The sequence below is a fragment of the Croceitalea dokdonensis DOKDO 023 genome, from assembly GCF_001306415.1.
Taxonomy (GTDB): domain Bacteria; phylum Bacteroidota; class Bacteroidia; order Flavobacteriales; family Flavobacteriaceae; genus Croceitalea; species Croceitalea dokdonensis.
Genome location: NZ_LDJX01000002.1, coordinates 562,114 through 587,131, shown reverse-complemented (window position 1 = coordinate 587,131; position 25,018 = coordinate 562,114). Strand labels below are relative to the sequence as shown.

General features: G+C 42.8%; 24 protein-coding genes. 20 read left to right on the top strand and 4 right to left on the bottom strand.

Annotated elements, in window-relative coordinates; all coding sequences use genetic code 11:
* Positions 1–5 precede the first annotated feature (5 nt).
* The 10 genes from I595_RS06110 (at position 6) to I595_RS17335 (ending at position 12,284) form a co-directional block, all read left to right on the top strand.
* The gene (locus I595_RS06110; protein ID WP_054558487.1) at positions 6–1,877 is read left to right on the top strand and encodes a DUF4270 family protein; all 1,872 of its coding nucleotides are present in this window, start codon (positions 6–8) and stop codon (positions 1,875–1,877) included.
* A gap of 114 nt (positions 1,878–1,991) precedes the next feature.
* The gene (gene glmS / locus I595_RS06105) at positions 1,992–3,839 is read left to right on the top strand and encodes a glutamine--fructose-6-phosphate transaminase (isomerizing) (RefSeq protein ID WP_054558486.1); all 1,848 of its coding nucleotides are present in this window, start codon (positions 1,992–1,994) and stop codon (positions 3,837–3,839) included.
* A 209-nt stretch (positions 3,840–4,048) separates the two neighbouring features.
* Positions 4,049–6,799, top strand: coding sequence for a TonB-dependent receptor (locus I595_RS06100; protein ID WP_054558485.1), 2,751 nt, complete (start codon positions 4,049–4,051; stop codon positions 6,797–6,799).
* A 170-nt stretch (positions 6,800–6,969) separates the two neighbouring features.
* Positions 6,970–8,478 carry a F0F1 ATP synthase subunit beta gene (atpD, locus tag I595_RS06095; protein ID WP_054558705.1) on the top strand — a complete coding sequence of 503 codons (1,509 nt, stop codon included), beginning with the start codon at positions 6,970–6,972 and terminating at the stop codon, positions 8,476–8,478.
* A 76-nt stretch (positions 8,479–8,554) separates the two neighbouring features.
* A complete protein-coding gene (locus I595_RS06090; protein WP_054558704.1) occupies positions 8,555–8,833 on the top strand; it encodes a F0F1 ATP synthase subunit delta/epsilon in 279 nt (92 codons plus the stop codon).
* A 152-nt stretch (positions 8,834–8,985) separates the two neighbouring features.
* Complete coding sequence (locus tag I595_RS06085; RefSeq protein ID WP_157449661.1) at positions 8,986–9,531, top strand: hypothetical protein; 546 nt, start codon at positions 8,986–8,988, stop codon at positions 9,529–9,531.
* Between the two features lie 76 nt (positions 9,532–9,607).
* Complete coding sequence (locus tag I595_RS06080; protein WP_054558483.1) at positions 9,608–10,078, top strand: hypothetical protein; 471 nt, start codon at positions 9,608–9,610, stop codon at positions 10,076–10,078.
* A 217-nt stretch (positions 10,079–10,295) separates the two neighbouring features.
* A complete protein-coding gene (locus I595_RS06075; RefSeq protein WP_054558482.1) occupies positions 10,296–10,721 on the top strand; it encodes a hypothetical protein in 426 nt (141 codons plus the stop codon).
* A gap of 53 nt (positions 10,722–10,774) precedes the next feature.
* Positions 10,775–11,377 carry a hypothetical protein gene (locus tag I595_RS06070; RefSeq protein WP_157449660.1) on the top strand — a complete coding sequence of 201 codons (603 nt, stop codon included), beginning with the start codon at positions 10,775–10,777 and terminating at the stop codon, positions 11,375–11,377.
* 355 nt (positions 11,378–11,732) lie between these two features.
* On the top strand, positions 11,733–12,284 hold the full coding sequence (locus tag I595_RS17335; protein WP_157449659.1) for an HTTM domain-containing protein: 552 nt from the start codon (positions 11,733–11,735) through the stop codon (positions 12,282–12,284).
* Here I595_RS17335 and I595_RS06060 read toward each other — a convergent pair.
* On the bottom strand, positions 12,268–14,340 hold the full coding sequence (locus tag I595_RS06060; protein WP_172675910.1) for a tetratricopeptide repeat-containing sensor histidine kinase: 2,073 nt from the start codon (positions 14,338–14,340) through the stop codon (positions 12,268–12,270). The genes I595_RS17335 and I595_RS06060 overlap by 17 nt on opposite strands.
* Positions 14,341–14,418: 78 nt before the next feature.
* Here I595_RS06060 and I595_RS06055 point away from each other — a divergent pair, with 78 nt between their 5' ends.
* From I595_RS06055 to I595_RS06035, 5 genes are all read left to right on the top strand, one after another.
* Positions 14,419–14,772, top strand: a complete 354-nt coding sequence (locus tag I595_RS06055) for a hypothetical protein (protein ID WP_054558478.1) — start codon at positions 14,419–14,421, stop codon at positions 14,770–14,772.
* Positions 14,773–14,782: 10 nt separating this feature from the next.
* The gene (locus tag I595_RS06050) at positions 14,783–15,484 is read left to right on the top strand and encodes a hypothetical protein (protein ID WP_157449658.1); all 702 of its coding nucleotides are present in this window, start codon (positions 14,783–14,785) and stop codon (positions 15,482–15,484) included.
* A gap of 52 nt (positions 15,485–15,536) precedes the next feature.
* On the top strand, positions 15,537–16,181 hold the full coding sequence (locus I595_RS06045) for a response regulator (protein ID WP_054558476.1): 645 nt from the start codon (positions 15,537–15,539) through the stop codon (positions 16,179–16,181).
* Positions 16,182–16,460: 279 nt separating this feature from the next.
* Positions 16,461–17,792: a hypothetical protein gene (locus I595_RS06040; protein WP_157449657.1), complete on the top strand. Its 1,332-nt coding sequence runs from the start codon at positions 16,461–16,463 to the stop codon at positions 17,790–17,792.
* A gap of 141 nt (positions 17,793–17,933) precedes the next feature.
* A complete protein-coding gene (locus I595_RS06035) occupies positions 17,934–18,479 on the top strand; it encodes a hypothetical protein (RefSeq protein WP_157449656.1) in 546 nt (181 codons plus the stop codon).
* 17 nt (positions 18,480–18,496) lie between these two features.
* Here the strand turns inward: I595_RS06035 and I595_RS06030 are convergent, their stop codons facing one another.
* Both I595_RS06030 and I595_RS06025 read right to left on the bottom strand, forming a co-directional pair.
* Positions 18,497–18,700, bottom strand: coding sequence for a helix-turn-helix domain-containing protein (locus I595_RS06030; protein WP_054558473.1), 204 nt, complete (start codon positions 18,698–18,700; stop codon positions 18,497–18,499).
* Positions 18,701–18,702: 2 nt separating this feature from the next.
* Positions 18,703–19,218: a DUF2975 domain-containing protein gene (locus I595_RS06025; protein ID WP_054558472.1), complete on the bottom strand. Its 516-nt coding sequence runs from the start codon at positions 19,216–19,218 to the stop codon at positions 18,703–18,705.
* Between the two features lie 370 nt (positions 19,219–19,588).
* On the opposite strand from I595_RS06025, the gene I595_RS06020 reads away from it, so the two are divergent.
* Genes I595_RS06020 through bioD form a run of 4 tightly spaced genes read left to right on the top strand, consistent with a single transcriptional unit; the run spans position 19,589 to position 22,151 of the window.
* Positions 19,589–20,737 (top strand): aminotransferase class I/II-fold pyridoxal phosphate-dependent enzyme, encoded by a 1,149-nt coding sequence (locus tag I595_RS06020; protein WP_054558471.1) that lies wholly within the window; start codon positions 19,589–19,591, stop codon positions 20,735–20,737.
* Positions 20,730–21,113 (top strand): putative signal transducing protein, encoded by a 384-nt coding sequence (locus I595_RS06015; protein WP_054558470.1) that lies wholly within the window; start codon positions 20,730–20,732, stop codon positions 21,111–21,113. The genes I595_RS06020 and I595_RS06015 overlap by 8 nt, the downstream gene beginning before the upstream one ends.
* A 10-nt stretch (positions 21,114–21,123) precedes the next feature.
* Entirely contained in the window at positions 21,124–21,537 is a 414-nt protein-coding gene (locus I595_RS06010; protein WP_054558469.1) for a hypothetical protein, read from the top strand.
* Positions 21,534–22,151, top strand: coding sequence for a dethiobiotin synthase (gene bioD, locus I595_RS06005; RefSeq protein ID WP_054558468.1), 618 nt, complete (start codon positions 21,534–21,536; stop codon positions 22,149–22,151). Before I595_RS06010 ends, bioD begins: the two co-directional genes overlap by 4 nt.
* Here the strand turns inward: bioD and I595_RS06000 are convergent.
* Positions 22,137–23,639: an ArnT family glycosyltransferase gene (locus I595_RS06000; protein ID WP_245628234.1), complete on the bottom strand. Its 1,503-nt coding sequence runs from the start codon at positions 23,637–23,639 to the stop codon at positions 22,137–22,139. The two genes, bioD and I595_RS06000, sit on opposite strands and share 15 nt — an antisense overlap.
* A gap of 40 nt (positions 23,640–23,679) precedes the next feature.
* Between I595_RS06000 and bioA the strand changes: the two genes are divergently transcribed.
* On the top strand, positions 23,680–24,975 hold the full coding sequence (gene bioA, locus I595_RS05995; protein ID WP_054558467.1) for an adenosylmethionine--8-amino-7-oxononanoate transaminase: 1,296 nt from the start codon (positions 23,680–23,682) through the stop codon (positions 24,973–24,975).
* Positions 24,976–25,018: the final 43 nt, after the last annotated feature.

Genomic DNA, 25,018 nt, shown 5'->3' with positions numbered 1-25,018 from the left:
AACGAATGGGTTTTATTACAAAATATGCATTGACCCTGGTCAAGGCATTGGTACTGGTTGCGGCATTGTCTGCCTGTGAAGAAGAGTTGGAAACATTAGGATCGGGGGTAATTGGAGGCCAACCCTTCCAAACCAACGTTGCGGAATTTGATGTGTTTGTGGCCAATAAGAATATTGAAGCGGTCCAGACCAACAAATTGCCGTTGTATCAATTAGGAGTCTACAATGACCCTGTATTTGGCAGGAGGGAAGCTACCATTACTTCCCAAGTTAGTTTACCGATCAACCAAACCACCGGCGCCCTTAGGAACTCATTTGGTAGTTTTACACAAGAAACGGAAGCTACCGCTGCCACGGATGACAATGACAATACCATTCCAGAGAATGAAAGGGTAAAGGAAGTGATTTTGTACTTGCCCTACCAATTGGTCCCGGATGAGCTTAATGATAGGGACAGGGATGGCGTTGCTGATGAATTGGACGTTGACCCAAACGATGCCAACAGTGACAGTGATAATGATGGGGTAAGTGATGCGGAGGAGACCAGACGCAACTCAAACCCACTAGATGCCAACGAAACCGGTGAAGAGGAAGATTTTTCACCTAGGCCCTTTCCAAACCTCTTTGGGTTGGATAGTATCTTTTCCAGTTCCATACCATCAGACCAAATTGTGGGGTCGCAATTAAATATAAGGGTGGAAGAATCTACTTTTTTTCTGCGTGATTTGGACCCCAACACCAACTTTCTTGAAGATCAAGCGTATTTTTCCAACACGAATATACCCAGCTTTTCCGGGGCCATACTTGCAGATACTACCGTAACCATCAGTAATCAGGAGTACCTTTTTTTACAGGAAGATGATCCAGAAACGGAAGATGTTGATGAATCTACCTTAAATGTAGAAAGACTGAACCCGGGTATACGTATTAAGTTAGACCCACAATTTTTCCAAGAGAAGTTGTTGGATAAAGAAGGACAATCAGAATTATTCAGCCAAACCAATTTTAGTAATTTCTTTAGGGGCATTCACCTAAGCTTGACCCCAAGCCAAGCGGATGATTTAATGATTTTGTTGGATTTAACGCAGGCAAGAATTACCGTTACCTATGAGTACGATGATTTTGTAACGGACAATGAAACGGATACCAGTAGTATAGAGGTGGAGGAAGATGATGTGGTACTATCCTTTTTGCAGGTCAATAATCAAACCAGGACTACTTCAGGCAATGCCGTTAATACCTTTGTGGACCAACCGTATCCAACCAATATACAAACAGCCTTGGATGCATCAAACAACGCGGAAAGAATTTATTTAAAAGGCGGTTCCGGGGCTTATGCAGAACTCAATTTGTTCGATGATGAAAACGGCACTTCTGTCATTTCCCAAATCAGGGATAACAATTGGATCATCAACGAGGCTAATCTTGTGTTTTTTGTAGATCAAGAGGGCTTTGCAAGTAGCAATTCCCTCAATGAGCCTCCAAGACTGTATTTGTTTGAACTGGAAACAGGCCAACCATTAACAAGTGCAAATGATCTGTCCAATTCTAATTTTACCCTAAGGCAGTTTCCCATTTATGATGGAGTGCTGGAGCGGGATGAGGCGGGCCGCGGGTTTAAGTATTCCGTTAGGATTACAGAGTACATCAATGATTTAGTGGTGCGTGGTGAAGCAAATGTGACACTTGGACTTAGCCTTACCTCTAACTTGGGCCAACCACAACGATTGGAGGCCCAAATAGCGGATGGCCTGCAATTTTTACCGGTGTTTTCTACGATAAACCCCTTGGGAACAGTGCTTTTTGGTGCTAATGTGGCCCCTGAAGATGAGGACAAAAAGCTAAAACTTCAATTATTCTACACGGAACCCAACTAATTTTAGATGTGCAGAATACCACTTATAGATTTTTTACGTTAGCATATCTAGTTAACGTAACGCTAGTTTCTATTTGGGGTTACCTTTGCAAAAGTCAAACAAACACAACAGATTATGTGCGGCATCGTCGGATATATAGGGCATAGGGAAGCCTATCCCATTATTATTAAAGGATTACAAAGACTCGAGTACCGGGGATATGATAGTGCAGGTATTGTATTATTCGATGGTGAGAATACCAACTTATCCAAGACCAAGGGTAAAGTAGAAGATTTAAAGCGTAAAAGTAAAGTCTCTATTTCTACCAATGGCAAATTAGGACTTGGGCATACCAGATGGGCCACCCATGGGGTTCCCAATGACGTTAATTCCCACCCCCATTATTCCAACTCCGGAGATTTGGTCATTATCCACAACGGAATCATTGAAAATTACGAGTCCGTCAAAAAGGCATTGGTTAACCGTGGGTACGAATTTCATTCGGATACGGATACAGAAGTCCTCGTCAATCTTATAGAAGAGGTAAAGAACAAAGAAGGTGTCATGCTGGGAAAAGCGGTCCAAATTGCTTTGAACCAAGTTGTGGGAGCATATGCCATTGCGGTTTTTGACAAGAACAAGCCAGATGAAATTGTGGTGGCCAAATTGGGCAGCCCATTGGCTATAGGAATCGGGGATGGTGAATATTTTATAGCTTCTGATGCCTCACCCTTTATTGAATTTACCAACAATGCCGTGTATCTGGAAGACGGGGAAATGGCAATAATCCGCTTAGGCAAGGAAATAAAACTCCGTAAAATAAAGAATGATGCCATTGCCTACCCCAATATTCTTGAACTACAGCTGAATCTTGAAGAAATTGAAAAAGGGGGTTATGACCATTTTATGCTCAAGGAAATCTATGAACAGCCCAGAGCCATTAAAGACACCTACAGAGGTAGATTGTTGGCAGATGAGGGTATCGTTAGAATGGCGGGAATAGACCAAAACATGGAACGGTTTTTAAATGCAAACCGTATCATCATTGTGGCATGCGGTACTTCTTGGCATGCTGGATTGGTGGCAGAGTATATCTTTGAAGATTTGGCCAGAATCCCTGTGGAGGTAGAATATGCCTCGGAATTTAGATATAGAAACCCGGTAATTACGGAGAATGATGTCTTAATCGCCATTTCACAATCTGGCGAAACCGCAGATACCTTGGCCGCTATTAAAATGGCAAAGGAAAAAGGAGCCTTTGTCTTTGGTGTTTGCAATGTAGTAGGTAGTTCCATAGCAAGGGAAACCCATGCTGGGGCATACACCCATGCCGGTCCAGAAATTGGCGTGGCCTCCACAAAAGCATTTACTACACAGATAACGGTATTAACGCTCATTGCGCTAAAATTGGCCAAAGAGAAGGGCTCGCTCTCCGAGGCCGAATTTCACGGTTACCTAACAGAGTTGGAGGGTATTCCGGCAAAGGTTGAAAAAGCATTGGAATCCAACGCCCTTATTGAAACTATTGCCACAGAATACAAGGACAGTACCAACTGTTTATATTTGGGTCGTGGGTATAATTTTCCTGTCGCCCTAGAGGGTGCACTAAAATTAAAGGAGATAAGCTATATACATGCAGAGGGCTATCCTGCCGCAGAGATGAAGCACGGCCCCATAGCGCTTATTGATGAGGAAATGCCCGTGGTGGTTATTGCCACAAGAAAGGGCCATTATGAAAAAGTGGTGAGCAATATCCAAGAGATCAAATCTAGGAGCGGCCGTATTATAGCCGTGGTCACAGAAGGAGACGAAAGCGTTAAAGAACTTGCAGACCATGTGGTAGAGGTACCAGAAACCTCAGAACCGCTTACGCCCTTGTTGACCACTATACCTTTACAACTACTCTCCTACCATATTGCGTTAATGCGTGGTTGTAATGTGGACCAGCCAAGAAATTTGGCAAAATCGGTTACCGTAGAATAAAGAAACCAAGCCGTAGATATTATAAAAGTCGCCTTAAAAGGGCGACTTTTTTATTGATTTCATACTTCTACAAGGTAATTTTTGCGTGAAAACTATTATGCATGCATAATTTGCGGTAGATTTTAGTGTGTGTAAAGTCAAAAAAATGTATATTTCCCATTCAATTGCAGGACTCACTGAAAACTAACTTAACTCAAAATTCAAGTCTAATGAAAAATTTAATTTTAGCATTCTTTGTTATGCTAGGGGGGCTTAGCTATGCCCAAACCACCGTATCCGGTAAGGTAATCGATGATAGCGGCCAGCCCGTCCCAAGTGCCAATGTCATTGTTGTGGGCAAATCTGAGGGTACCGTTGCAGATTTTGATGGCAACTTTACCTTGACCACCAATGAGGCACCTCCTTTTAATTTACGGGTGACGAGCCTTGGGTATACGGATGCTGAGGTCACCGTAACGGCCAATAACCAAACCCTTACCGTTACTTTAAATGAATCTTCTACGATGCTTGATGAAATTGTGATTTCGGCCTCAAGGACTCCGGAGCGCCTGTTTGAATCCCCCGTTTCCGTGGAGCGTTTTGGACTCAAGGAAATTCAAAATACCGCTGCAGCCTCTTTTTATGGCGGACTTGAAAATTTAAAAGGGGTGGACATCAATACCAACAGTTTAACCTTCCAGTCCATCAATACCAGGGGATTTGCATCCTTTGCCAATACCCGTTTTATGCAGTTGGTAGATGGAATGGATAATTCCTCTCCGGCGTTAAATTTTGTGCTTGGAAACTTGGTAGGCATGAATGATTTGGACGTTCAGAGCGTAGAAATTCTCCCAGGTGCTTCTTCCGCGCTTTACGGGGCCAATGCCTTTAATGGGATTTTATTTATGAGAAGTAAGAGCCCTTTTGATTTTCAAGGCATTAGCTCTTATTTTAAAACCGGATTAACCTCACAAGAGGCTGCTGGGGACAATCCATATTATGATGTGGGCATTCGCGCGGCCCATGCCTTTAGCGATAAATTTGCGGTAAAAGCAAACTTCTCTTACATGCAAGGAACGGATTGGTTTGCGGTGAATCAGACCGATTTAAGCAATCCAGGTGCAGATCGCAGCAATCCGGCGTATGATGGTTTGAATGTTTATGGAGATGACTTCTCCATCCCCTTAAACTTCGATGCATTGGCAGGGCTTCCTTCCGGAACGCTTGGGAGTGCCAGAGTAACTAGAACAGGTTATTTAGAAAGTGATTTGACCGATTACGACGCCCAAAGTGTTAAATTTGATGGTGCTGTACATTATCGTCCTTTTGGAGATGATTTGGAAATTGTTTGGAACAGCAGAATTGGAAGGGGTTCTACGCTTTACCAAGGAGCCAACCGCTATTATATCGATAACTTTTCCTTGCAGCAACACAAGCTAGAGATACGAAACGATAATTTCTTTGTCCGTGGTTATATTACCTCGGAAAATGCAGGAGATTCCTATGATACCCGATTTACGGCCATCAATATCAACCGACGATGGAAAGGTGATCAACAATGGTTTCAACAATATGCCCAGACTTTTATTGGGGCCAAGTTAGGTATTGGCAGTGGTCTTTTGGCTACCGATGAACAGGCACATGCTGCTGCAAGAGCTGCCGCTGATACAGGACGTTTGTTGCCTGGTACACCAGAATTTCAAAGTGCTTTTAACGCGGTAACCTCCGATGGGGATTTGACCACAGGCTCTAGATTTATAGACAGGACAAAACTTAGGCATGTGGATGCCAATTACAACTTTAGTCACTTAACGGCTGATTTTGCAGACATTCAGGTGGGTGGTTCTTTTAGGGAATATGAGCTCAATTCCCAAGGAACTATTTTTACGGATATTGATGGTCCAATTTCCTACAGCGAATTCGGATTGTATACCCAGATTCAAAAGCAATTTTTGGATGATAGGTTAAAATTCACCGGTTCCGTACGTTATGACAAAAACGAATTTTTTGATGGCTTCTTTTCCCCAAGAGCTTCGTTAACCTATACCGCAGGTGAAAATAGAAACCACAACTTTAGGGCATCATGGCAGACAGGATTTAGAAACCCAACAACTCAGGATTTGTTTATTGGTTTAAATGCAGGGGCTGCCATATTGGTGGGTTCAGCACCGTCCAATTTAGACCGTTATTCCATAACATTACCAGTTTCTCCAGAAGGCCAAATAGATACCGGTTTGTCTAACGTGACCCTAACGGGTAGGGATGCGTATGAAAATGCCTTTTCAGCAAGTGCACTTCAACAAGGGCGAATAGAAGCTTCAAATACAAATCTAGTTCAGCCTGAGCAGGTTGTTGCATTAGAGGTGGGGTATCGAGGCCAAATAGGTAAGGTGACCATTGATGGAAATGTATATTACAACCAGTTTAATGATTTTATCTCACAACGAAACGTCATTGTTCCACTTTACGGACAGGTTGGAGATAATTCCCTCTCTTTACAGGCATTAGGTAACCAAGACACGCAGGTTTTTCAAGTATATACGAATTCCTTAACAGAAGTGGAGTCCTATGGGGCCACCATCGGGGTTGAAGCTAAGGTTTTTGGTGATTTTGATTTTGGCATTAATTATACTTGGGCGGATTTTGAATTTGACCAAGCGGCCGATCCGGATTTTAGACCACAGTTTAACACCCCGGAGCATAAGGTAAAAGCCTCCTTTGGGAATACCCAAGTGTTTAAAAACGTTGGGTTTAATATCAACTATCGCTGGTCGGATACCTTCCTTTGGCAAAATGCTTTTGCTGATGGTGACGTGCCTTCGTTCAGCGTGTTGGATGCCCAAGTAAGCTTTGCGGTGCCTAGCATAGATTCCATCTTTAAAGTAGGTGGCGCCAACCTATTGAACCAAGAGTACTTTACCGCCGTTGGGACTGGTTTTATTGGTGCACAGTACTATGTCTCCTGGACCATAAATCCTTAAAACGTAACTATATTTAAGTATAAAAAGGTGTCCAGTTTTGGATGCCTTTTTTGTTGTAGAAAAAAAGCAAACCCTAAGTTTCAATTTACAAAACGAAAAACCTATCTTTGCAGCCGGAAAAACAAGCCTTTTTCCAGCGAACAAATCGAATAAAAAGAAATAAGCAAGTAATGGCTAAAGTTACAGGTAAAGTTGCCCAAATCATCGGACCCGTTATTGATGTTGAATTTGAATCCGGTACAGAGATTCCTAAGATTTACGATTCCCTTGAAATCGTTAAAGCAGATGGTTATAAATTAGTACTTGAGGTCCAGTCCCATGTAGGCGAGAACACGGTAAGGACCATTTCTATGGATTCTACGGACGGTCTTAGCAGGGGTGCAGAAGCGGTAGCTACCGGTAGCGCCATTCAGATGCCCATTGGGGAAGAGGTCTACGGACGTCTGTTCAATGTAATCGGTGATGCCATAGACGGTATGGAGAACTTGCCAAAGGCAGGTGAAAATGGATTGCCAATTCACCGCGAGGCCCCAAAATTTGAAGACCTTTCTACCTCTACCGAGGTGCTGTTTACAGGAATAAAGGTGATAGACCTTATTGAACCTTACGCCAAGGGGGGTAAAATTGGATTGTTCGGTGGAGCCGGTGTGGGCAAAACCGTTTTGATTCAAGAGCTCATTAATAATATCGCCAAAGGCCATGGTGGACTTTCCGTATTTGCAGGTGTAGGTGAACGCACCAGGGAAGGTAACGACCTGCTACGTGAGATGTTGGAATCTGGTATTATTAAATACGGGGACGACTTCTTGCATTCCATGGAAGAAGGTGGTTGGGATTTGTCCAAAGTGGATAAAACGGCCATGAAAGAATCAAAAGCCACTTTTGTGTTCGGTCAGATGAACGAACCACCGGGCGCACGTGCACGAGTGGCACTATCGGGATTGACCATTGCTGAGTATTTCCGTGATGGTGCTGGAGACGGACAAGGAAAGGACGTTCTGTTCTTTGTGGACAATATTTTCCGTTTTACCCAAGCAGGTTCAGAGGTGTCGGCGCTATTGGGTCGTATGCCTTCTGCCGTAGGGTACCAGCCAACCTTGGCAACCGAGATGGGGGCCATGCAAGAGCGCATTACCTCCACCAAAAGAGGTTCCATTACTTCCGTACAAGCGGTCTACGTGCCTGCGGATGATTTAACAGATCCAGCACCGGCAACAACTTTTGCCCACTTGGATGCCACTACCGTACTTTCAAGAAAAATTGCAGAGTTAGGGATTTATCCAGCGGTAGATCCATTGGATTCCACTTCCCGTATCTTAACGCCGGAAATCTTGGGTGCAGACCATTATAGTTGTGCACAACGGGTAAAAGAGTTGTTACAACGTTATAAAGAACTACAGGATATCATTGCTATTTTGGGGATGGAGGAACTTTCTGAAGAAGATAAGTTAGCTGTAGGCCGTGCGAGACGTGTACAGCGTTTCTTGTCTCAGCCTTTCCACGTGGCAGAGCAGTTTACCGGTATCCCCGGGGTATTGGTGGATATTAAGGAAACCATTAAAGGGTTTAACATGATTATGGATGGCGAATTGGACCACTTGCCAGAATCAGCCTTTAACCTAAAAGGGACTATTGAAGAGGCTATTGAAGCAGGTGAGAAAATGCTTGCTGAGGCATAATCTAAGATAGGGTTTGGAATTCAGGGTTTTTGGAACTCCACTCACACTAAATTCGTCACTCTAAATGATAAAAAATATGTATTTAGAAATCGTATCCCCAGAAGCCACTTTATTTTCCGGTGAGGTAAGTTCAGTTACCGTTCCTGGAGTCAATGGTGAGTTCCAGATGTTACAGAACCACGCCCCCGTTCTTTCATTATTACAGGCAGGTGACGTAAAGATTCAGGGAGACCTTAAAATAGATGAAGATTTTCAACACAAGTTTACCATCGGCAATAACGGGGAGACCATCTTGGCCATTTCTAGCGGCACCATTGAGATGAAGGCCAACAAAATCATTGTGTTGGCAGATTGATGCACTTAAACTCAAAGAAAGAAAACCCGCTGTATTCACAGCGGGTTTTTTTGTTACCAGAATTCATGGATTTTTTATGGGTACCAGATTAGATGGATGTTCAGTGGCTATGCTTCCTATACCTTGCGGTCATCATTAAAATCATTAAAATCATGAAAAATTCAATTCTTTTAAGTACCGTATTTTTATTCTTTTTGGTAGCTAACGTGCAAGCGCAAAGTTGCAGTAATGGGGAGCGTATGGCGGATCGTACGTGGGAAAAATTTGGTCCTTGGCAGCCCAATATTTCTCTAGTTCCCTTTAAAAATAAAGTAAAGAAAGTGAAGCGGGCCTGGAACTATATTGCAGGCAACCGTTCCGCTACCATTGGCCCTAGGTATTTGGAAATAGATGGGGGAAATGAAACCGGAAGTATTACCGGCCAAACCCAAAGTACGTTTGTAACCCCACCTTCATTTAATAATACGGTTAAGATTACCATCAACAAGTTTGATGGTAGGGCAGAGACCAAAGTGGTTATCTGTTCCCATGGACGGGACGGGGTTAACCGGAACCTTAAGACCTATACTTTTCCCAATGATAGGAACGGAAAAACAAAGACCTTTACGTTGACGGGAGTAAAAGGCAAGGTGATTACCGTGGCCATGAAGAACAGATCTGTGGCCAATAGGTTCAAATATAGAATTAACGCCAAATAGGCACGTTTCTGCAAAGACGGGGGCGTACTGTATTCTTTCTATGATACGCCCCATTTTTTTATAAAAATCAAGAAAAATGAAAAATACCATCATCTGCTGTCTCAGCTTATTTTTTTTGGGCTGGGTACAGGCACAAAAAAGGTTGACCCCACCAAAGGCCAAATCCAACATTGAAAGTGTGGACCAATTTGTGGCCGCTGCTTTTGAGATATACAACACCACATTCGATTTTCATTACGGTATGGTATCGGAAATCAACGCAGAGGATAACCAGATTTTAGGCGATGCCGATGGCGAGGGTGAAACGGAAACTGAAGACGCAAATGAAGCTGAGGAACTTTCCATTGCGGCGGCCGAACCCAAGGATGAATTTAAAATCCTTGAAGAGAACATTAAAATTTTAATGGTGAGCGTACCTCAGATTTTAGAGGAAATAGATAGCCATTCCGTAGCAAGACAGGTAAAGGCCACCTTAAGCATCAATAGGGCCATAAAGGCATTAAAGCAATCTGGGAAAATGGTAGAACAGACTTTTTTAGGGAAATAGTCTTAATAATCAACTGTCCCCAAAAAATAAAGAACCAAAGAAATTCGGGAAGATTTAAACAATGATGGCTATGAACACCTCTTTGGTAGAATAAAAATATATGGAGCCAACATTAGAAAAAAAAATTAAACCGATTGATGGGAATTCTTGGCGTATTGCAAGTATCTAGCAGCCCAAAAATTGCATAGGTGCGTTTTAGTTTAAATCAAATATTAGTATGAAAAATGTAATTCTAGCAGTAGGGATTGTCCTATCCTTAACGTTGTTTTCTTTTGAAAGTACACAGCAAGGAAAAGTGGTAAAATTAAGGGACGGAAATTACCAAGTAATGAATTTGGAAATGGACATTGAAGATGTGTTAAAAAAAATCAACATTGAAGGTTGGAAGGAAAAAAAAGCCTTTTCCAAAAAGGCAAACAAAATTGACCTTTCTGGTGAAATCCTAGATTTGTCAGATTTGCGCGGCGTTGAAGGTTGGCAAGAAACCGTGGCTGTCCATAAAAGCTCTAAAACTGCCGTAGTTAATGAGAAGGCGGCCAAAAGTATTTTTTCTAAGACTATATGGAGAAAGAAAAAGTTTGCGGCCGATGAAATGGCAAGTCATCAAAAAAACATTGATGCCGTCATGGATAATTACAGGTAAGCCACCTATTAAAACGCCCTATGAAAACATTGGGCGTTTTTATTTTTTTGATTATGAGACTATATAAATTACTATTTCTTATCGTTTTCGTTTTGACCATTAGCGTCAATGTTAGGAGCACTATTACCTCTTATACAGAGTTTTATTATGAAGATAAAGCAGATACGCTTTTAACGGGCAACACGCTACTTTGTGCTACTAACTTTATTCTTGAAAACCCTATAGCTACGTTTTTATCACATACGGGCCTTGATACAGGTTTTGGGTTTTTTGCACCTAATGTCGCGAGTGAATACATTACTGAATTTAAGGTGTTTTCTAAAGACAGTATTTTGCTGCAAAAAACAAATTTCCCGTTGTTTAGGGTTAAGGAGACCGGCACCAGGGTTAAAAGTGCCTATCTAATGTTTGAAGCCTACCTTAATCAAAGGCCAGATTCCATGGATATCAAGAAATGCGATATTTTTCTTAAAGGTCTCTCAACGCGGGTGCTCTTGGATACTGAGAGAAGTGCTTACGTAACCTCTAACGTTTATCTATACCATCATCCACTGTTAAGTCAATTAAAAGCGGATGCTGATATGAAGCCCATTTATACAATGATACAATCTAAAACCTATAGCAGAAATGAAGTTTGGGGCCATCTTTACAAATAATAATTCCAAAAGCACTGGAGAAACCCTTTATCTGGTTTTTTTCAGGATAGCCATCGCACTGTTCTTAATAGCGCATATTAGTGCTATTTATGCCGATTTTGATTACTTGTTCGGTAGTGGTTCCCTCATTCCAAACCAGGTCACCAACTTTTATCTAGGATCTTATGATATGAGCCTTTTAAGATGGTCTCAGTACTTTGGTTGGGATATTGATTTCACGTTTCAACTTACACTATTACTTTTTATCCTATTTGTGCTATTTTTATTGGTTGGGCTTTTTACCCAGCCATCTGCTTTCCTTCTATTGGTTTTGCATATTTCCATAGTGAAGACCAATACGTTTTTTAATTACGGGATGGATTATTTTGCTAGTATTTGTTTGTTTCTGCTTTGTTTTCTTCCTAGTAATGTTTCATTTTCTTTGGATGCAATCTTGTTCCATAAGAAAATAGATGGTTTAAGGGCTAGGTTAGATTTTCCTATTATTAGAAAATACATGGGCATATTTATGTGCATTGCCTACTTTTTTTCCGGTTTTGATAAGCTCCTGGGTTATAATTGGCGCAATGGTGAATCAATCTGGAAAACATTTACATTGCCCTATTCCAATTTAGATTTTAATCTACAACTAGAATGGTTGGCAGATTATCCATGGGTGATGATTGGCATGGGCTGGTTTGTGATATTGCAGGAAATATTTTATTTCTTGATTAATCACAAACCACTTCGTAGATTCTGGTTAATTGGCATTGTATGCATGCACTTAGGTATCGCTCTGATATTAAATCTTTACTTTTTTTCAGCAATCATGATCATTTTAAACCTCACGACATATTATGACTTTGAAGGTAAGCTCAAAGGTTTCCAAACCTTTGGTAAAAGTAGTGAACTCAAACCCCAAAGCTAAGGTTCACGGTAGTTCCTGAACCCATTTTGGAATCCCAATCCAAACTTCCGTTTAAATAGGCGGCCCTACTTTCCATATTTTCCAAGCCCAATCCTTTGGTTTTCCTGGCTTTTGCAACATTAAAGCCCTTGCCGTCGTCCTCAATGGTAAGGTAGACCCTATTCTCCTGGCTATATAACTGGATTAGGATATGTTTGGCCTCCGCATGTTTTTTAATGTTGGCAATGATTTCTTGGATTAGGCGGTAAACCATCACCTCTTGGGTGTGGTCCATTTTAGGCAGGTTTTGTATCTCCAAAGTTACTTCATAGCTTTCCACTTCCAGGCGCTCTGCAATATCCCGCACACTATCCTCCAGACCGGAAATGGCTAGGGCATGGGGCATCATATTGTGGGAGATGCGGCGTACCTCGGTACAGGCTTCATCAATCAATGCCGTAGTTTTTTCAATGATATTTGGCTCTTTGATCTTTTGGTGTGTGGCGATAAAATGGGATTTTACGGAACTTAACAACCCTCCTAGACCATCATGCAGATCTTTGGCTATTCTTGCGCGTTCTTTTTCCTGGCCGTTGACCATGGCGTGTATTGCCGTAATTCTTTGTTGTTGTTCCAGCCGCGCTATTTCTTGGTTTTTTAGGCTTTGTTCCTGTTGTGATATGGTCTGCCTGTATTGTAATCGTTTTTTAAAAAAGGAGGCGAGTATCAAGGCAAAAATGACCAAAAGGCCAGAGGCGGCGAGTAATAGGTTTCGTTTGCGATCCCTTGCCTTGGCCGCTAGTGCTTGCGCTTCTTGTTTTTTGTCAAACTCGTACTGCATGGTAACCCGCGTAAGGTTCCTAACGTTTTTCTCACTGAAGAGGGAGTCCTTTAGTTTGGTGTAATTTTTATGGTAGCCAAGGGCGCTTTCTGTATTTCCCAGTTGCTCTTCCACTTGGTAAAGGCAGTTGCAACTGCTAATCTTTGCATCTACCTCCTTGGTTTTTTCCGCAAGTTCATAGGCCGTCTTACAGTCGTTCTTAGCCTCTTCTATGCGGTCTTGGGCAAGGTATAGCGAACCGCGCTCCGCAAGTGCCAACATTTGCCCCCGTTCATAGGATGCCTGTTGGCTTTGATCCAATGCCTTGTTTAACAGTGCAAGGGCCAGTGCTATACTGTCCATGGCGTGGTAGGTCTTGCCCATATTATAGTTTGATAGGGCTATGTACCGCAATGGAAGTTTGGCGTCTTCTTTGAGCTTTTTAGCTTCTTTGGAGACCTTAAGGGCTTCCGTGTAGCGTTCCATCCGGTGCAAAAGTTCCCCCTTATTACTTAATATGATGGCCATGCCCGGCGGATTGTCCAGTTTGCTTGCCAAACTAAACGCTTCTTCATAGGTGGTCAAGGCAAGGTCCATATCCTCTATTTTTAGGTATAGATTGGCCAGACTGTTGTTGACGGTCAGTAATTTCCCCTTTCTTTTAATGCGGTCGGTGGAATCCAATGGAATGGTATCTAGCTGTTCCAAAAGTCCTTTTGCGGCTATGGCCGCATCGATGGAAAGTAGCACGTCGCCAGAACGACTGTATACTCCGGAGCGTGTGGATAAAATGGAGGCCTTTAACATATGGTCCCCAAAGCTGAGATGCTCCTCTGCCAAGTCTAGGGCACTTAGGCAGGAATCTAGTTGGCTCCGGTAAAAATAATAGTTGCCCAAGGCGTAATAACTATTGGAACGCATCCAATTGTCCCCTATCCTTTGTGACAGGAACAAGGCGGTGTCCAAGATTTTTTTTGTGGGTGGGGTATAGCGGTACTTAGATGCCAATAAATGCAGGTTTTTTACTTTTTCAATAGGGGTCAAGGGCAACTGCAGAAGGCTATCAAGCTCTTGGTCCGGGCTTTTTTGTGCATGGCCAATGGCCGCTAGGGCAAATACAAGGGTAAAAAGGAATGTTGTGGTCCAAGGGCGCATTGGCAATAGGTTTCTATGGTTAAACTTTGGGAAAGTAATGTAGCCAATAATTTTGAAATCAAAGATATAGAAGCAGCGCTGTTCAAAAATCCATGAATTCATAGATTTTTTGCCCATAGATGAATAGGGGGATGCCTACCCAGCTGAGCGTTCTTAATTTGCGCTTATCAAAATAAAAGTATGACAGCGTTTACATTACCCTCACCTTTTGATGCTTTTGGGGCCAAGGAACAACTCCAAAAGAAATTTCCAAATTACAAGGTTAAACAAGCTTTTTTGAACAAAAAGGCGTTGAATGTCGTTGATAAAGCGGCCATGGTGGTCGTTATTCCCAAAGGCGATGAGCTCAGGGTCATTGGCAACATCAACATCATGCATTCTTGGATGTTTATCACCTTTGTTTTGTTGCTCTTTTTTACCCTTGTTGGCGGACTGCTGTTTTACGGCATCCTCTGGTATACCAAAAAAGCGGAGATAAAAGCTTTGGAAGAAGAGGTGTCCAATTATCTTAAAAATCAATATGAAACCTTATAAATATCAACTTATGAAAACAATATTTTGTTGCCTCCTAGTTGTTCTGTGTGTAGGCTGTGCTTCAGAGAATCAACAGAACGCCATGGATAAGATAGCCGCACATTACGGTGCCACGGTCACATATACCAAGAGCCTCAATAAAACAGCAAATGCCAGTGGGCAAAGTGCGTTCAACATTATTGTAAAAAACAGTAAAATGTTGGATACCCTAAGTACGGGCCAGACGTCTACCAACATCGCGAGTATGTTTTTTGGGGGCCTGCCAAAGGAGGAACAGGCCGCTTGTGAGGTCATAACCGTGGAAATCATTAATTCAGCATCCGGAAAAAGCGAAAAATTTAAATATGATGGGCACATAGTCCAAACCTGTTATGATCAGGCCAAAATATTTCATGGGTTTTCACAAGCCCTTTTGGCCAAGGATTTTGATGATATCGCAGAAGCGATGTTACCAGAGTATTACACACCCACCTTGGCAGACGGCATTGCCAATTATATGGTGAACCTTACCGATGCCCACGGTACATTACAGAACTATAAGCTTACCGGTATTGGCGTAATTACGGCCAAAGACAACACTAGACATTATCAGTATTCCGGTTTTATGACATTTAAGGATGGCTATCACCGGCCCTATTTCGTAAATGGATCGGTACATAGTGAAGATGATGAAATTACCGGTTTTCTTTTGGAAGAAGGGATACGGTTATGAGGGTAGTTTTGAGTTTTACTATCTTTAGGAGACCAACCAAAACCTATCCCTTATGATTAAAGTACTGATAGTGGATGACCATAAGATGGTAATAGATGGGTTTAGACTTTTACTAGGGCACAAGGATGGTATTGAAGTTATTGGCCATGCCCTAGATGCCAAGGAAGCCTTTGAACTGCTCCCACAATTACAACCAGATGTGCTGCTATTGGACATTAATATGCCAGGAATGAACGGGATTGAGGCCTGTAAGAAAATGGTAAAAGAATACCCAGACCTAAAAATCATTGCCATTACCATGCACAAGGAAAGTAGCCTTATCAAAATGATGCTGGGCAATGGGGCCAAAGGATATGTCCTTAAAAATGCGGGCCAAGATGAACTGGTCCATGCCATTGAAACGGTTTATCAGGGCAAAATGTACCTAGATGCGGCATCCAACGAAATCATTCTTACGACCATGGGGAGCCATAAAAAGAAGCATTCCCCAGAAGGCTTGTTTCCCAAACTATCCAGACGGGAAAAGGAAGTCTTGGAACTCATTTTAGAAGAACACACCACACAAGAGATAGCGGATAAGCTCTTTATAAGTTTTGGTACGGTAGAAACCCATAGGCGTAACATGCTCATTAAAACCGGAACCAGAAATACCGCTGGCCTGGTTAAGGTAGTTTTGGAGTACGAGCTTCATAAATAGGGTCCTGCCTACGGTATTTGGACTGGTACGCCATTTCCCTTCGGACGGATTTTAGGGTTTGGGAACACAGGCAAAAAAGAATGGGATGATCAAGGTATCTTAAACATCGCATCCCAAGTACAAAGTACATGCTTTCCTATGTCCCAATAAGACGTTCCCTACAAAAAGGGGCCTCTATGATTTCATGGATTTTTTTAAGGTAATGATTTCACGGATAAAAACCATTTGCAGGTCAATTACCTTGCTGTAACATTTAAAATCATTTTAAACTTTACTGTAATGAAAAAAATACAAGCAGTTGCCATGGTCTTTTTTTGTACCATTGGCGCAACACTGGCACAACACACCTCTACTAATTTTTCCAATGGGGGCAGGGACTGGTACGTAAGCAAAAACACCGGTTCTGGGCAATTGGGTACCCAAGAAAGGCCTGCCAAGGATTTGGGGAACATCTTACATCACTTAAAACCCAATGACCGTATCCATGTTGCGGAAGGAGTATATATGAGCAAAGGATCTAGGGGCTCCGATGAAATCAATGTCCCAGTCACCATTATTGGTGGATATGATACCACATTTAGCAAGAGAGACCCATGGGGTGCCCATAAATCCATTTTCACGGGCACCAATGAGTATAAAAAGTTGACCACGCCAAGAATCTATATAAGAACAGATCAACAACGCGAAAGCAATGGGCAAAAATCTACGGGTGGGGTTATTATCGTAGACGGAATCATCGTAGACAACGGACCCAGAAATAGATACCATCAAGACAAAAATCTGGCCATTAGAAGAAAGGCAAGCCCCAAGACCTTACAAAATCCTTCCCCAGAGTCTGGCGGTATTGTAATTGTGGGCAGTAACTTTACCAATATTGCCGTAATGAACTGTGTGGTCATGAATACCGCTCCTTCGGAAGGCGCTATTTCGGTCAGGGTCTTCCAAGGCGGCAAGGGGGTAGTGCAAAATAACCTTAGCATTAACAATACCGGTTATGGCATCCATGCCAGGACCGGCTATGTGGGCACGGACGAGACAAAACTCCCAGTTTTTGAAATTAAGAACAATACCTCCTTATTTACCTGGAAACATGATGCCATTGCTTCTTACGGTGGGGATGCGTTGGCGTTTGACCAAAACTTGGTGGCCACCGTACAGAACAATACCTTGGGGTACGGCCATATGGGCGGCATTTATAACAAAGGGGCCAAACTAACTTTAATAAATAACTTGTTTGCGGGAAACGGAACCTATGACTATAAGGAGATTAACGACAAAATGGCCGTAACGGATATCCTAGACGAAGCCATGCACGTGACCCCAACCAGTGATGGTAACCAAGGGATGCTCATTAAAATTCCGGTGGCAGAACGTTGGGCCAAAATTTATGCAGGCAGGCAAGAATTGAGCCGTGAGGTGGTAGATGCTGCCGTAACCGTGCCCAATACAGGAGCCAATCAACTTAGAAGCATATTTGGCCTTAACCTGCAAGCTGGTGAAGTGGCCATGGATGCAGAGATTTTTTTACCATTGATCACTGTGGAAGAGGCATTGCCGGCGGGGCAATATCCTTGGGATGGCAAGGGGTGTACCATACCAAAATGGAATTGATAGTATGGCCATGTCCCTATCTTAACTAGGTCTCCAATGTATGGACTTTAAGCCCCCGCGTATTCACTGGTGGGGGCTTGCTTTTATCAGCAACTAAATTCGGTTTTTTTTGGCACCCTCTTTTTTCTTTTTTTTGTAGGGATGAAAAATCAAGAGCATATCGTGATTTCTGAAGGTAGGCCACCTTTGTTAAAATTATTGCTATCTACCTTGGCGTTTTCCCTGAGCATTTTTTTCCTGCTCCTGTTTTTTACGGGATATAATATGTTAAGACCTGAATATGAGTACGAAAAATTTCAAGTTTCTCCCCTTTATATGGCCATAGTCTTGGCAGGTATTGGTGTGCTCTTAGCCAAGAACAATAGCATTTTAATCGATAGGAAGTTGGGTAGGATTAAAAGTCAGTGGCAGTTGGGAATGTTTGGATTTGGACAATGGAAAAAACTATCTCCCGTAGCTTACGTTTCCGTATTTAAGGCCCACAAATCCTATTCTGTAAATTTTAATACCCGTGCCCCCGTCCGGTACGAGGTAAACCTGTGGCTTAAGAAGGGAGGGAGAAAGCGGGTTTATTTTAATTATAACGCTACGGTATCCCTACAAATGGGAAAAGAAATTGCCCGTTTTCTTAAGGTAGACCTTTGGGATGCCACTAATCCCCACGAGCAGAAAAAGGTAACACTTTAGAGATTTAAAAGGGATCTTTATAAATGATATTCCAAAATATCGCCCGGTTGGCAATCCAGCGTTCTGCAAATGGCTTCCAAAGTGGAAAAGCGTATGGCTTTGGCCTTGCCCGTTTTTAGTATGGACAGATTGGCCGTGGTGATGCCCACCGCTTCCGCCAGTTCGTAGCTCTTCATTTTGCGTTTGGCGAGCATCACATCCAAGTTTACAATAATACCCATGGTTAAATGGTTAAATCGTTTTCATCCTGTACTTCGTAGCCACGCTTAAAAACGGCGGCGGTAAAAAGTGCAAAAGTACCCAAGATCAACCCTAAAAATAGGTTGTGGATATCATTGAAATTTGCTTTTTGCATGATGGCAACGTGGATGATAAGGTAAAGTAGAGGTCCCACCACTAAATTCAATAGGGCAAAATAATGAAGCTGGGCAATGGCTTTTGACGTAAACAGTTTTTCTGCTTTAAATGTTTTTAGAATATTGGAGAGCAAGTAAAAGAAAACGGTAAAAAATACCATCAACAAACTAATCGTAACAATAACGTCCGTTTCATAAAAACCTTTGATATAGGTCTTGCCAAAAGGTGGTAAAGGAATTTGAAATTGGCCCTTTACTAAGGTATAATTTCCAAGGCCCAACGAGAGTAAGATATAGGCAACGAGAAGGATACTGCCTATCGCAGCAATGCGGCTTGCAAAAAAGAGATAATAAGACAAAGATTTTGGTCCAAATAATTTCATTTATTATTGTTTTACGATAACAAATATAAAAAAATTATTGATAAACAATAATAAATAGTTGCACCTTCAGCTTCAAGCGATGCCCCAACTAGCGCGAGCGTCACGCTACTGCCTGCACAGCTAAGGTTTATTGTTCGATTTTCCATAATTCCATGATTCCCAAATGCGTCCCTTCATTATCTATTTTTAATATGATTCCATGATCGGCATAGTGGCTGCCTGCTAGCGGAGGTGAACTTTAACTGGGAAATATGGATGTTTTGAATCCGTAATCATCTCAACGTATTCAGCGTACCAATCAATTTCTTATTTTGCCTCTGCCGGAAAAATCCAAGCTACGGCATATGTATAAAGATCGTATTTTTGATTCATGCCCAAGTTCCCAGTAAAACTATCGGATAAATTAGCGTCTCGCAAAGCGGAAGATGCCCTTCGCCGTTTGGACAAAGCATCAGATCTGGTGGATTTTTCTTCCAATGACTATCTCGGTTTTGCCGGAATCCCCGAAATTCAGGCTGGTGCAGCCCGTATTTTACAAGCTTATAAAACCTTCCACGGGGCAACGGGTTCACGATTACTTTCGGGAAACCATGCCATCCATGAAGAGCTTGAAACGTATTTGCAATCAAAGTTTAATGTGGAGGGTGCCTTGCTGTTTAACTCGGGCTATGACGCCAATATCGGGTTTTTTTCATCCGTGCCGCAGCGGGGTGATGTGGTCTTGTATGACCAACTGGTACATGCCAGCATACGCGACGGCATTCAAATGGGCAAGGCCAAAGCCTATAAGTTTAAACACAACGATCTGCAGGATTTACGCCAAGTGCTTCATCGAGTTAAAAAAACAGAACCAAACACGGCCGAAATATATGTGGTAACAGAATCCGTTTTTTCCATGGACGGGGATATTCCGGATTTATCAGCGCTTGCAACCTACTGTACGGACAACAAGTTGTATTTGGTGGTGGATGAGGCCCATGCCCTTGGCGTTTTTGGGAAGGGATTGGTAGCAGGTACGGAGTTGGAAAATGCGGTCTTTGCCCGTATCATCACCTTTGGAAAGGCCATGGGTTGCCATGGGGCGGCAGTTTTGGGCGCCAAGGACTTAAAGACCTACCTCATTAATTTTGCCCGCAGTTTTATGTATACCACAGCTCTGGCACCACCTAGCGCGGCCATGGTCTTGGCATCGTTTCAATGGTTGTATACCAAGGATGGGCTAGAGCGGCAAAATGTACTAAGAGATCATATCAAGTTTTTTCAAGATACGGTGGTGCAATATGGCTTGGAGCATGTATTTTTACCTAGTAGTTCTGCCATACAGATTGCCGTAATCGGTGGAAATACAAAAACCAAGGCCATTGCTACGGCCGTTCAACAAAATGGCTTTGGGGCAAAACCCATTTTAGCACCTACAGTGGCAAAGGGCAAGGAGCGGATACGGATTTGTTTGCATGCGTTTAATACAAAAGAACAGTTAAAGGGGATTGTGGCGTTAATGGCAAAAGTATATGGGTAAGGATTTGGTGACATTGGGGAGTTTTGAGTTCTTGGCAGATGTGCAAATTATTAAGGGTAGACTGGAATCCGAAGGGATTGAGGTCACTTTAAAGGATGCCAATATAGTTGGTGTAGAGCCCTTTGCCAGTAACGCGCTTGGTGGCATAAAACTGCAAGTATATCGTGAGGATAGTGAACGGGCCAAAGCCATTTTTGATGAGGTCCGTAATTTTGCGGTAGATGATAATGGGGAATTGATCAGCTGTCCCAATTGTAAAGCGCAGAAGTCCGAAGTAGTTTATCTGAGAAAAACGCTTATGCATAAATTGTTTCCTTTTTTAGAACCTAAAAAGTATCGTTGTACGCATTGTGAATTTATTACAAAAGCGCAATAGATTTAGGTTCATGGAGAACGATTATAAAGTAATAGCCAGGTCTACGTATCCAGCGGAAGCCATTGTCATCAAGGGAAAACTAGAATCCGAAGGTATAGTGGTAAATATGCTGGATTATCATACCATAAACACAGACCCACTGTTGAGCAATGCCATTGGAGGCGTAAAACTGGTAGTAAAACAAAAGGATGTGCCACAGGCCATATCTATTTTAAATGCTATCTCTGAGTATTCGTTGACTGATAACGGAACGCTTGTCACATGTCCACAATGCCATGCGGAAAAAACGGTATTTACCACTACGGTCAACTCATTTAAGGCCTTTGTAGCTTGGTTTGTAGGGTTGGTTCTAGGTGCCTTGCCTTGGCATACCAAATATGAATATCGCTGCACATCTTGCCATCATAATTTCAATACAGCATGAAACACATTTTTATCACAGGCATTTCCACTGAGGTTGGAAAGACCGTAGCCTCTGCCATTGTTACGGAGGCTTTGCAGGCGGATTATTGGAAGCCGGTACAAGCAGGTGACCTGGACAATTCTGACAGCCATAAAGTACAACGGCTCATTTCCAATACTAAGACCGTAATCCATCCAAATAGTTACGCCCTGCGGACACCAATGAGTCCGCATGGCGCGGCAGAGATAGATGGGCTTACTATAGATGTTAAGCAGATACAACCCCCTAAAACGGACAACCATTTGGTCATAGAGGGTGCCGGTGGGCTATTGGTACCATTGAACGATACCGATACCATTTTTGATCTTATCTTACCGGAGTACAGGGTTATTGTGGTTTCCCGGCACTATTTGGGGAGCATCAACCATACCTTATTGACGCTCGGGGCCTTGCAGTCCAAGGGATTTGAACCTGGCATTATTTTTAGCGGGGATGAGCATCAAACTACAGAAAGCATCATTTTAAAGAAAACAGGGGCAAGATTTTTTGGAAGGATCAATGAAGAGACTAAATTTGACCAACCTACCATAAAAAAATACGCTGCCTTATTTCGTGAAGCGCTACTGGCCTGGTAGCCTTTGGTAAATGATGGCCTGATCAACGGTATCCAACGGTTGGTAGTTATTTGCAAGAGTAAGGGTAATATAAAAATTGGCGCGGTATTCCTTTTTGTCAAAGGTCCGACGATTTTTCCGTGTGATCACATATTCCGGTGGTTGTTCTTCCAATAAGAACTGTAGTTCTAGTCCTGATGTTTTTCTGGGATTTTCCATAAATGGAAATAATTGGTCCCGTAAAATGTTACTGGGATGTGTTGCGGGCTTGCTCGGCGGTTTGCTATCCAGTAACCAATAACCAATATGGTATTCTAAAAAAAGCACACGGTCCGTTTCCATTGCGTTGGTCTTAAAATAGTGTGGAACCCTGATGCCCTCGCCATTAAAAAAGGTCCCTTCCTCTAATTTGTGTTTTACCACGGCCCCCATTTCCAGGTAGGTTTCCATGGGAACAAATACGCAAAGAACAAGAAGTGCAGCCTTGTAGTTTTTGGGTAAGGACACTTTCATTTTCGTCAAGGCCGCTCCAACAAGGATGAGTAAGCTAGGGTATAATTGGATGAGATAGTGTCCATTTGCCTTTCCAGTTTGTAAGAATGAAAAAAGGACACCAAGGGTAACGGCAATGAGCATCCATATAGGACTAGATTTTGGGTCTAGCCACCGTTTTTTTAAACTCAACCCTAGAAACAACAGTGTTGGAAGTACGTAGGGCAGCACCTTAATGAAGCTGGCATCCGAGGCTGCCACGTAGGCCATTGGAGCTTTAAAAACGGAAGCGAACCAAAGGGCAGTTTGCCCCTGTAAAGCATAGGGCAGTGCGGTGAACCCAACCACCGTTAAAATTCCCGTGCCAGAGATAGCCAGTCTTGCAAGGGTGGCAGGAACTGTTTTTTTGCGCAATCCAATAAAAAATGACAGTCCAAACAAGAATATCAGGGCATAGCCTAAATTAAGTTTGGACATGAGTGCCAAGCCCATAAACAAGCCGGAAACCAGCGCTCCCCAGTGCGTTGTATAAAACATAAAGTAATATAGCCCAACCATAAAAAAGGCCATACAGATATGTTCTGACATCACCCCCTGCAAACTACCAAAAAGGCTTTGCAAAACCACTGCCAAAAACGCGCTGTAAAATCCTGCCTTCTTATAGCCGCTGCGTTTTCCAACCTTATAGGTAAAAATAGCCGTAATGGCCACAAGGATTACCCCTCCTATCCGTATGGCAATAAAACTCTTCCCAAACAGATAAATGATGGCAGCAAAGAAAAGAAAGGCCACGGGCGGTTTTAAATCCCAAAGCTCAGTGTAGGGTAAATGACCATCTACCCAAGATTGCGCCATGACTATAAAAGTGCTTTCGTCACGATCAATATAATCACGGAAAAAGAAGGGAAAGCGGATAAGGTAAGCTATGCCAAATAATAGCAAAAATAGCTGCGGTTCTCGCAGATCATGATAAAACGACTGAAAAAAAGCAATAGGTTTTTTAAACAAGGGACTCACATTTTTTTGGTTTTATCACCATCTTTGCAAGGTAGGCAAAATGAGTGATTTTAACGATTTGATACAAGGGCCAAACTTGGCCCAAAGGGATGGCAAGCACCTCTGGCACCCGTTGACCCAGCACCATACGGCGGCCAAGCCATTGGCCATTGTTAAGGCAAAAGGGGCCTTGTTCCAAGATGATATGGGCAAGACCTATATTGATGGTATTGCCTCGTGGTACACGGCCATGTACGGCCACGGCAATCCCCATATTACCGCGGCCATGACCAAACAAATGCAGGAGTTGGATTTTGTGATGTTCAGTGGGTTTACCCATAGGCCGGCCATTGAACTGTCTGAGCGGCTAATGCAAATTTTGCCTAATAACCAAGCCAAGATCTTTTTTAACGATAATGGTTCCACGGCTGTGGAAGCTGCCATAAAAATGGCCTTACAGTATTACCATAATCAAGGCAAAAAGCGGGACACCCTCATAGCTTTTGAAGATGGATTTCACGGCGATACCTTTGGTGCCATGAGCGCCTCTGGATTGTCTTCCTACAACGGCCCTTTTGAGGACTTTTTGTTAAAGGTGGAACGAATTCCGGCTCCCACGGATACAAATTTGGAACAGGTTCTGGCACGGTTGGAAACCATCTTGGAGAACAACCACTGCGCCGCTTTTGTTTTTGAACCGCTGGTGCAGGGAGCAGCGGGAATGAAGTTCCATTCCGCCAAAGGCTTGGATGCCCTGATTACAAGCTGTAAAAAAGCGAATGTGCTTTGTGTGGCCGATGAGATCATGACCGGGTTTGGCAAGACCGGAAAAAACTTTGCTTGTGATTACCTTGACCACCAGCCAGATATCATCTGTTTGAGCAAGGCCTTGACTGCTGGTATGTTTCCCTTGAGCATTACCAGTTGTACGCAGAACGTATTTGATGCCTTTTTAAGCGATGAGGTCGCCAAAGGATTCTTTCATGCACATACCTACAGCGCCCACCCTATTGGTTGTGCCGCTGCGTTGGCGGGCTTGGACCTATTACAATCAGCACAACTCCTAGAACGTAGAGTGGACATCCAAAGGCAACACCGTGCGTTTGTCCGTAACGTACATGTTCACCCAAAGGTCCAGAACGCCCGTAGTCTTGGTGTGATTTTGGCCATTGACCTAAAGCTGAACACGGACCGTTATGGCAAATTAAGAGACCGTTTGTACGCATTTTTTATGCAGCGGGGCATCAACCTTCGTCCTTTGGGCAATACCATTTATGTGCTTCCGCCTTACGTTATTACCGATGCACAGTTAAAAAAAATCTATAGTGCTATTAAAGAATTGCTTGAAGTTTTTTAAATCAAGAGTACATTTTCGGTCAAAAACAAAAAGTCTAAAGAAG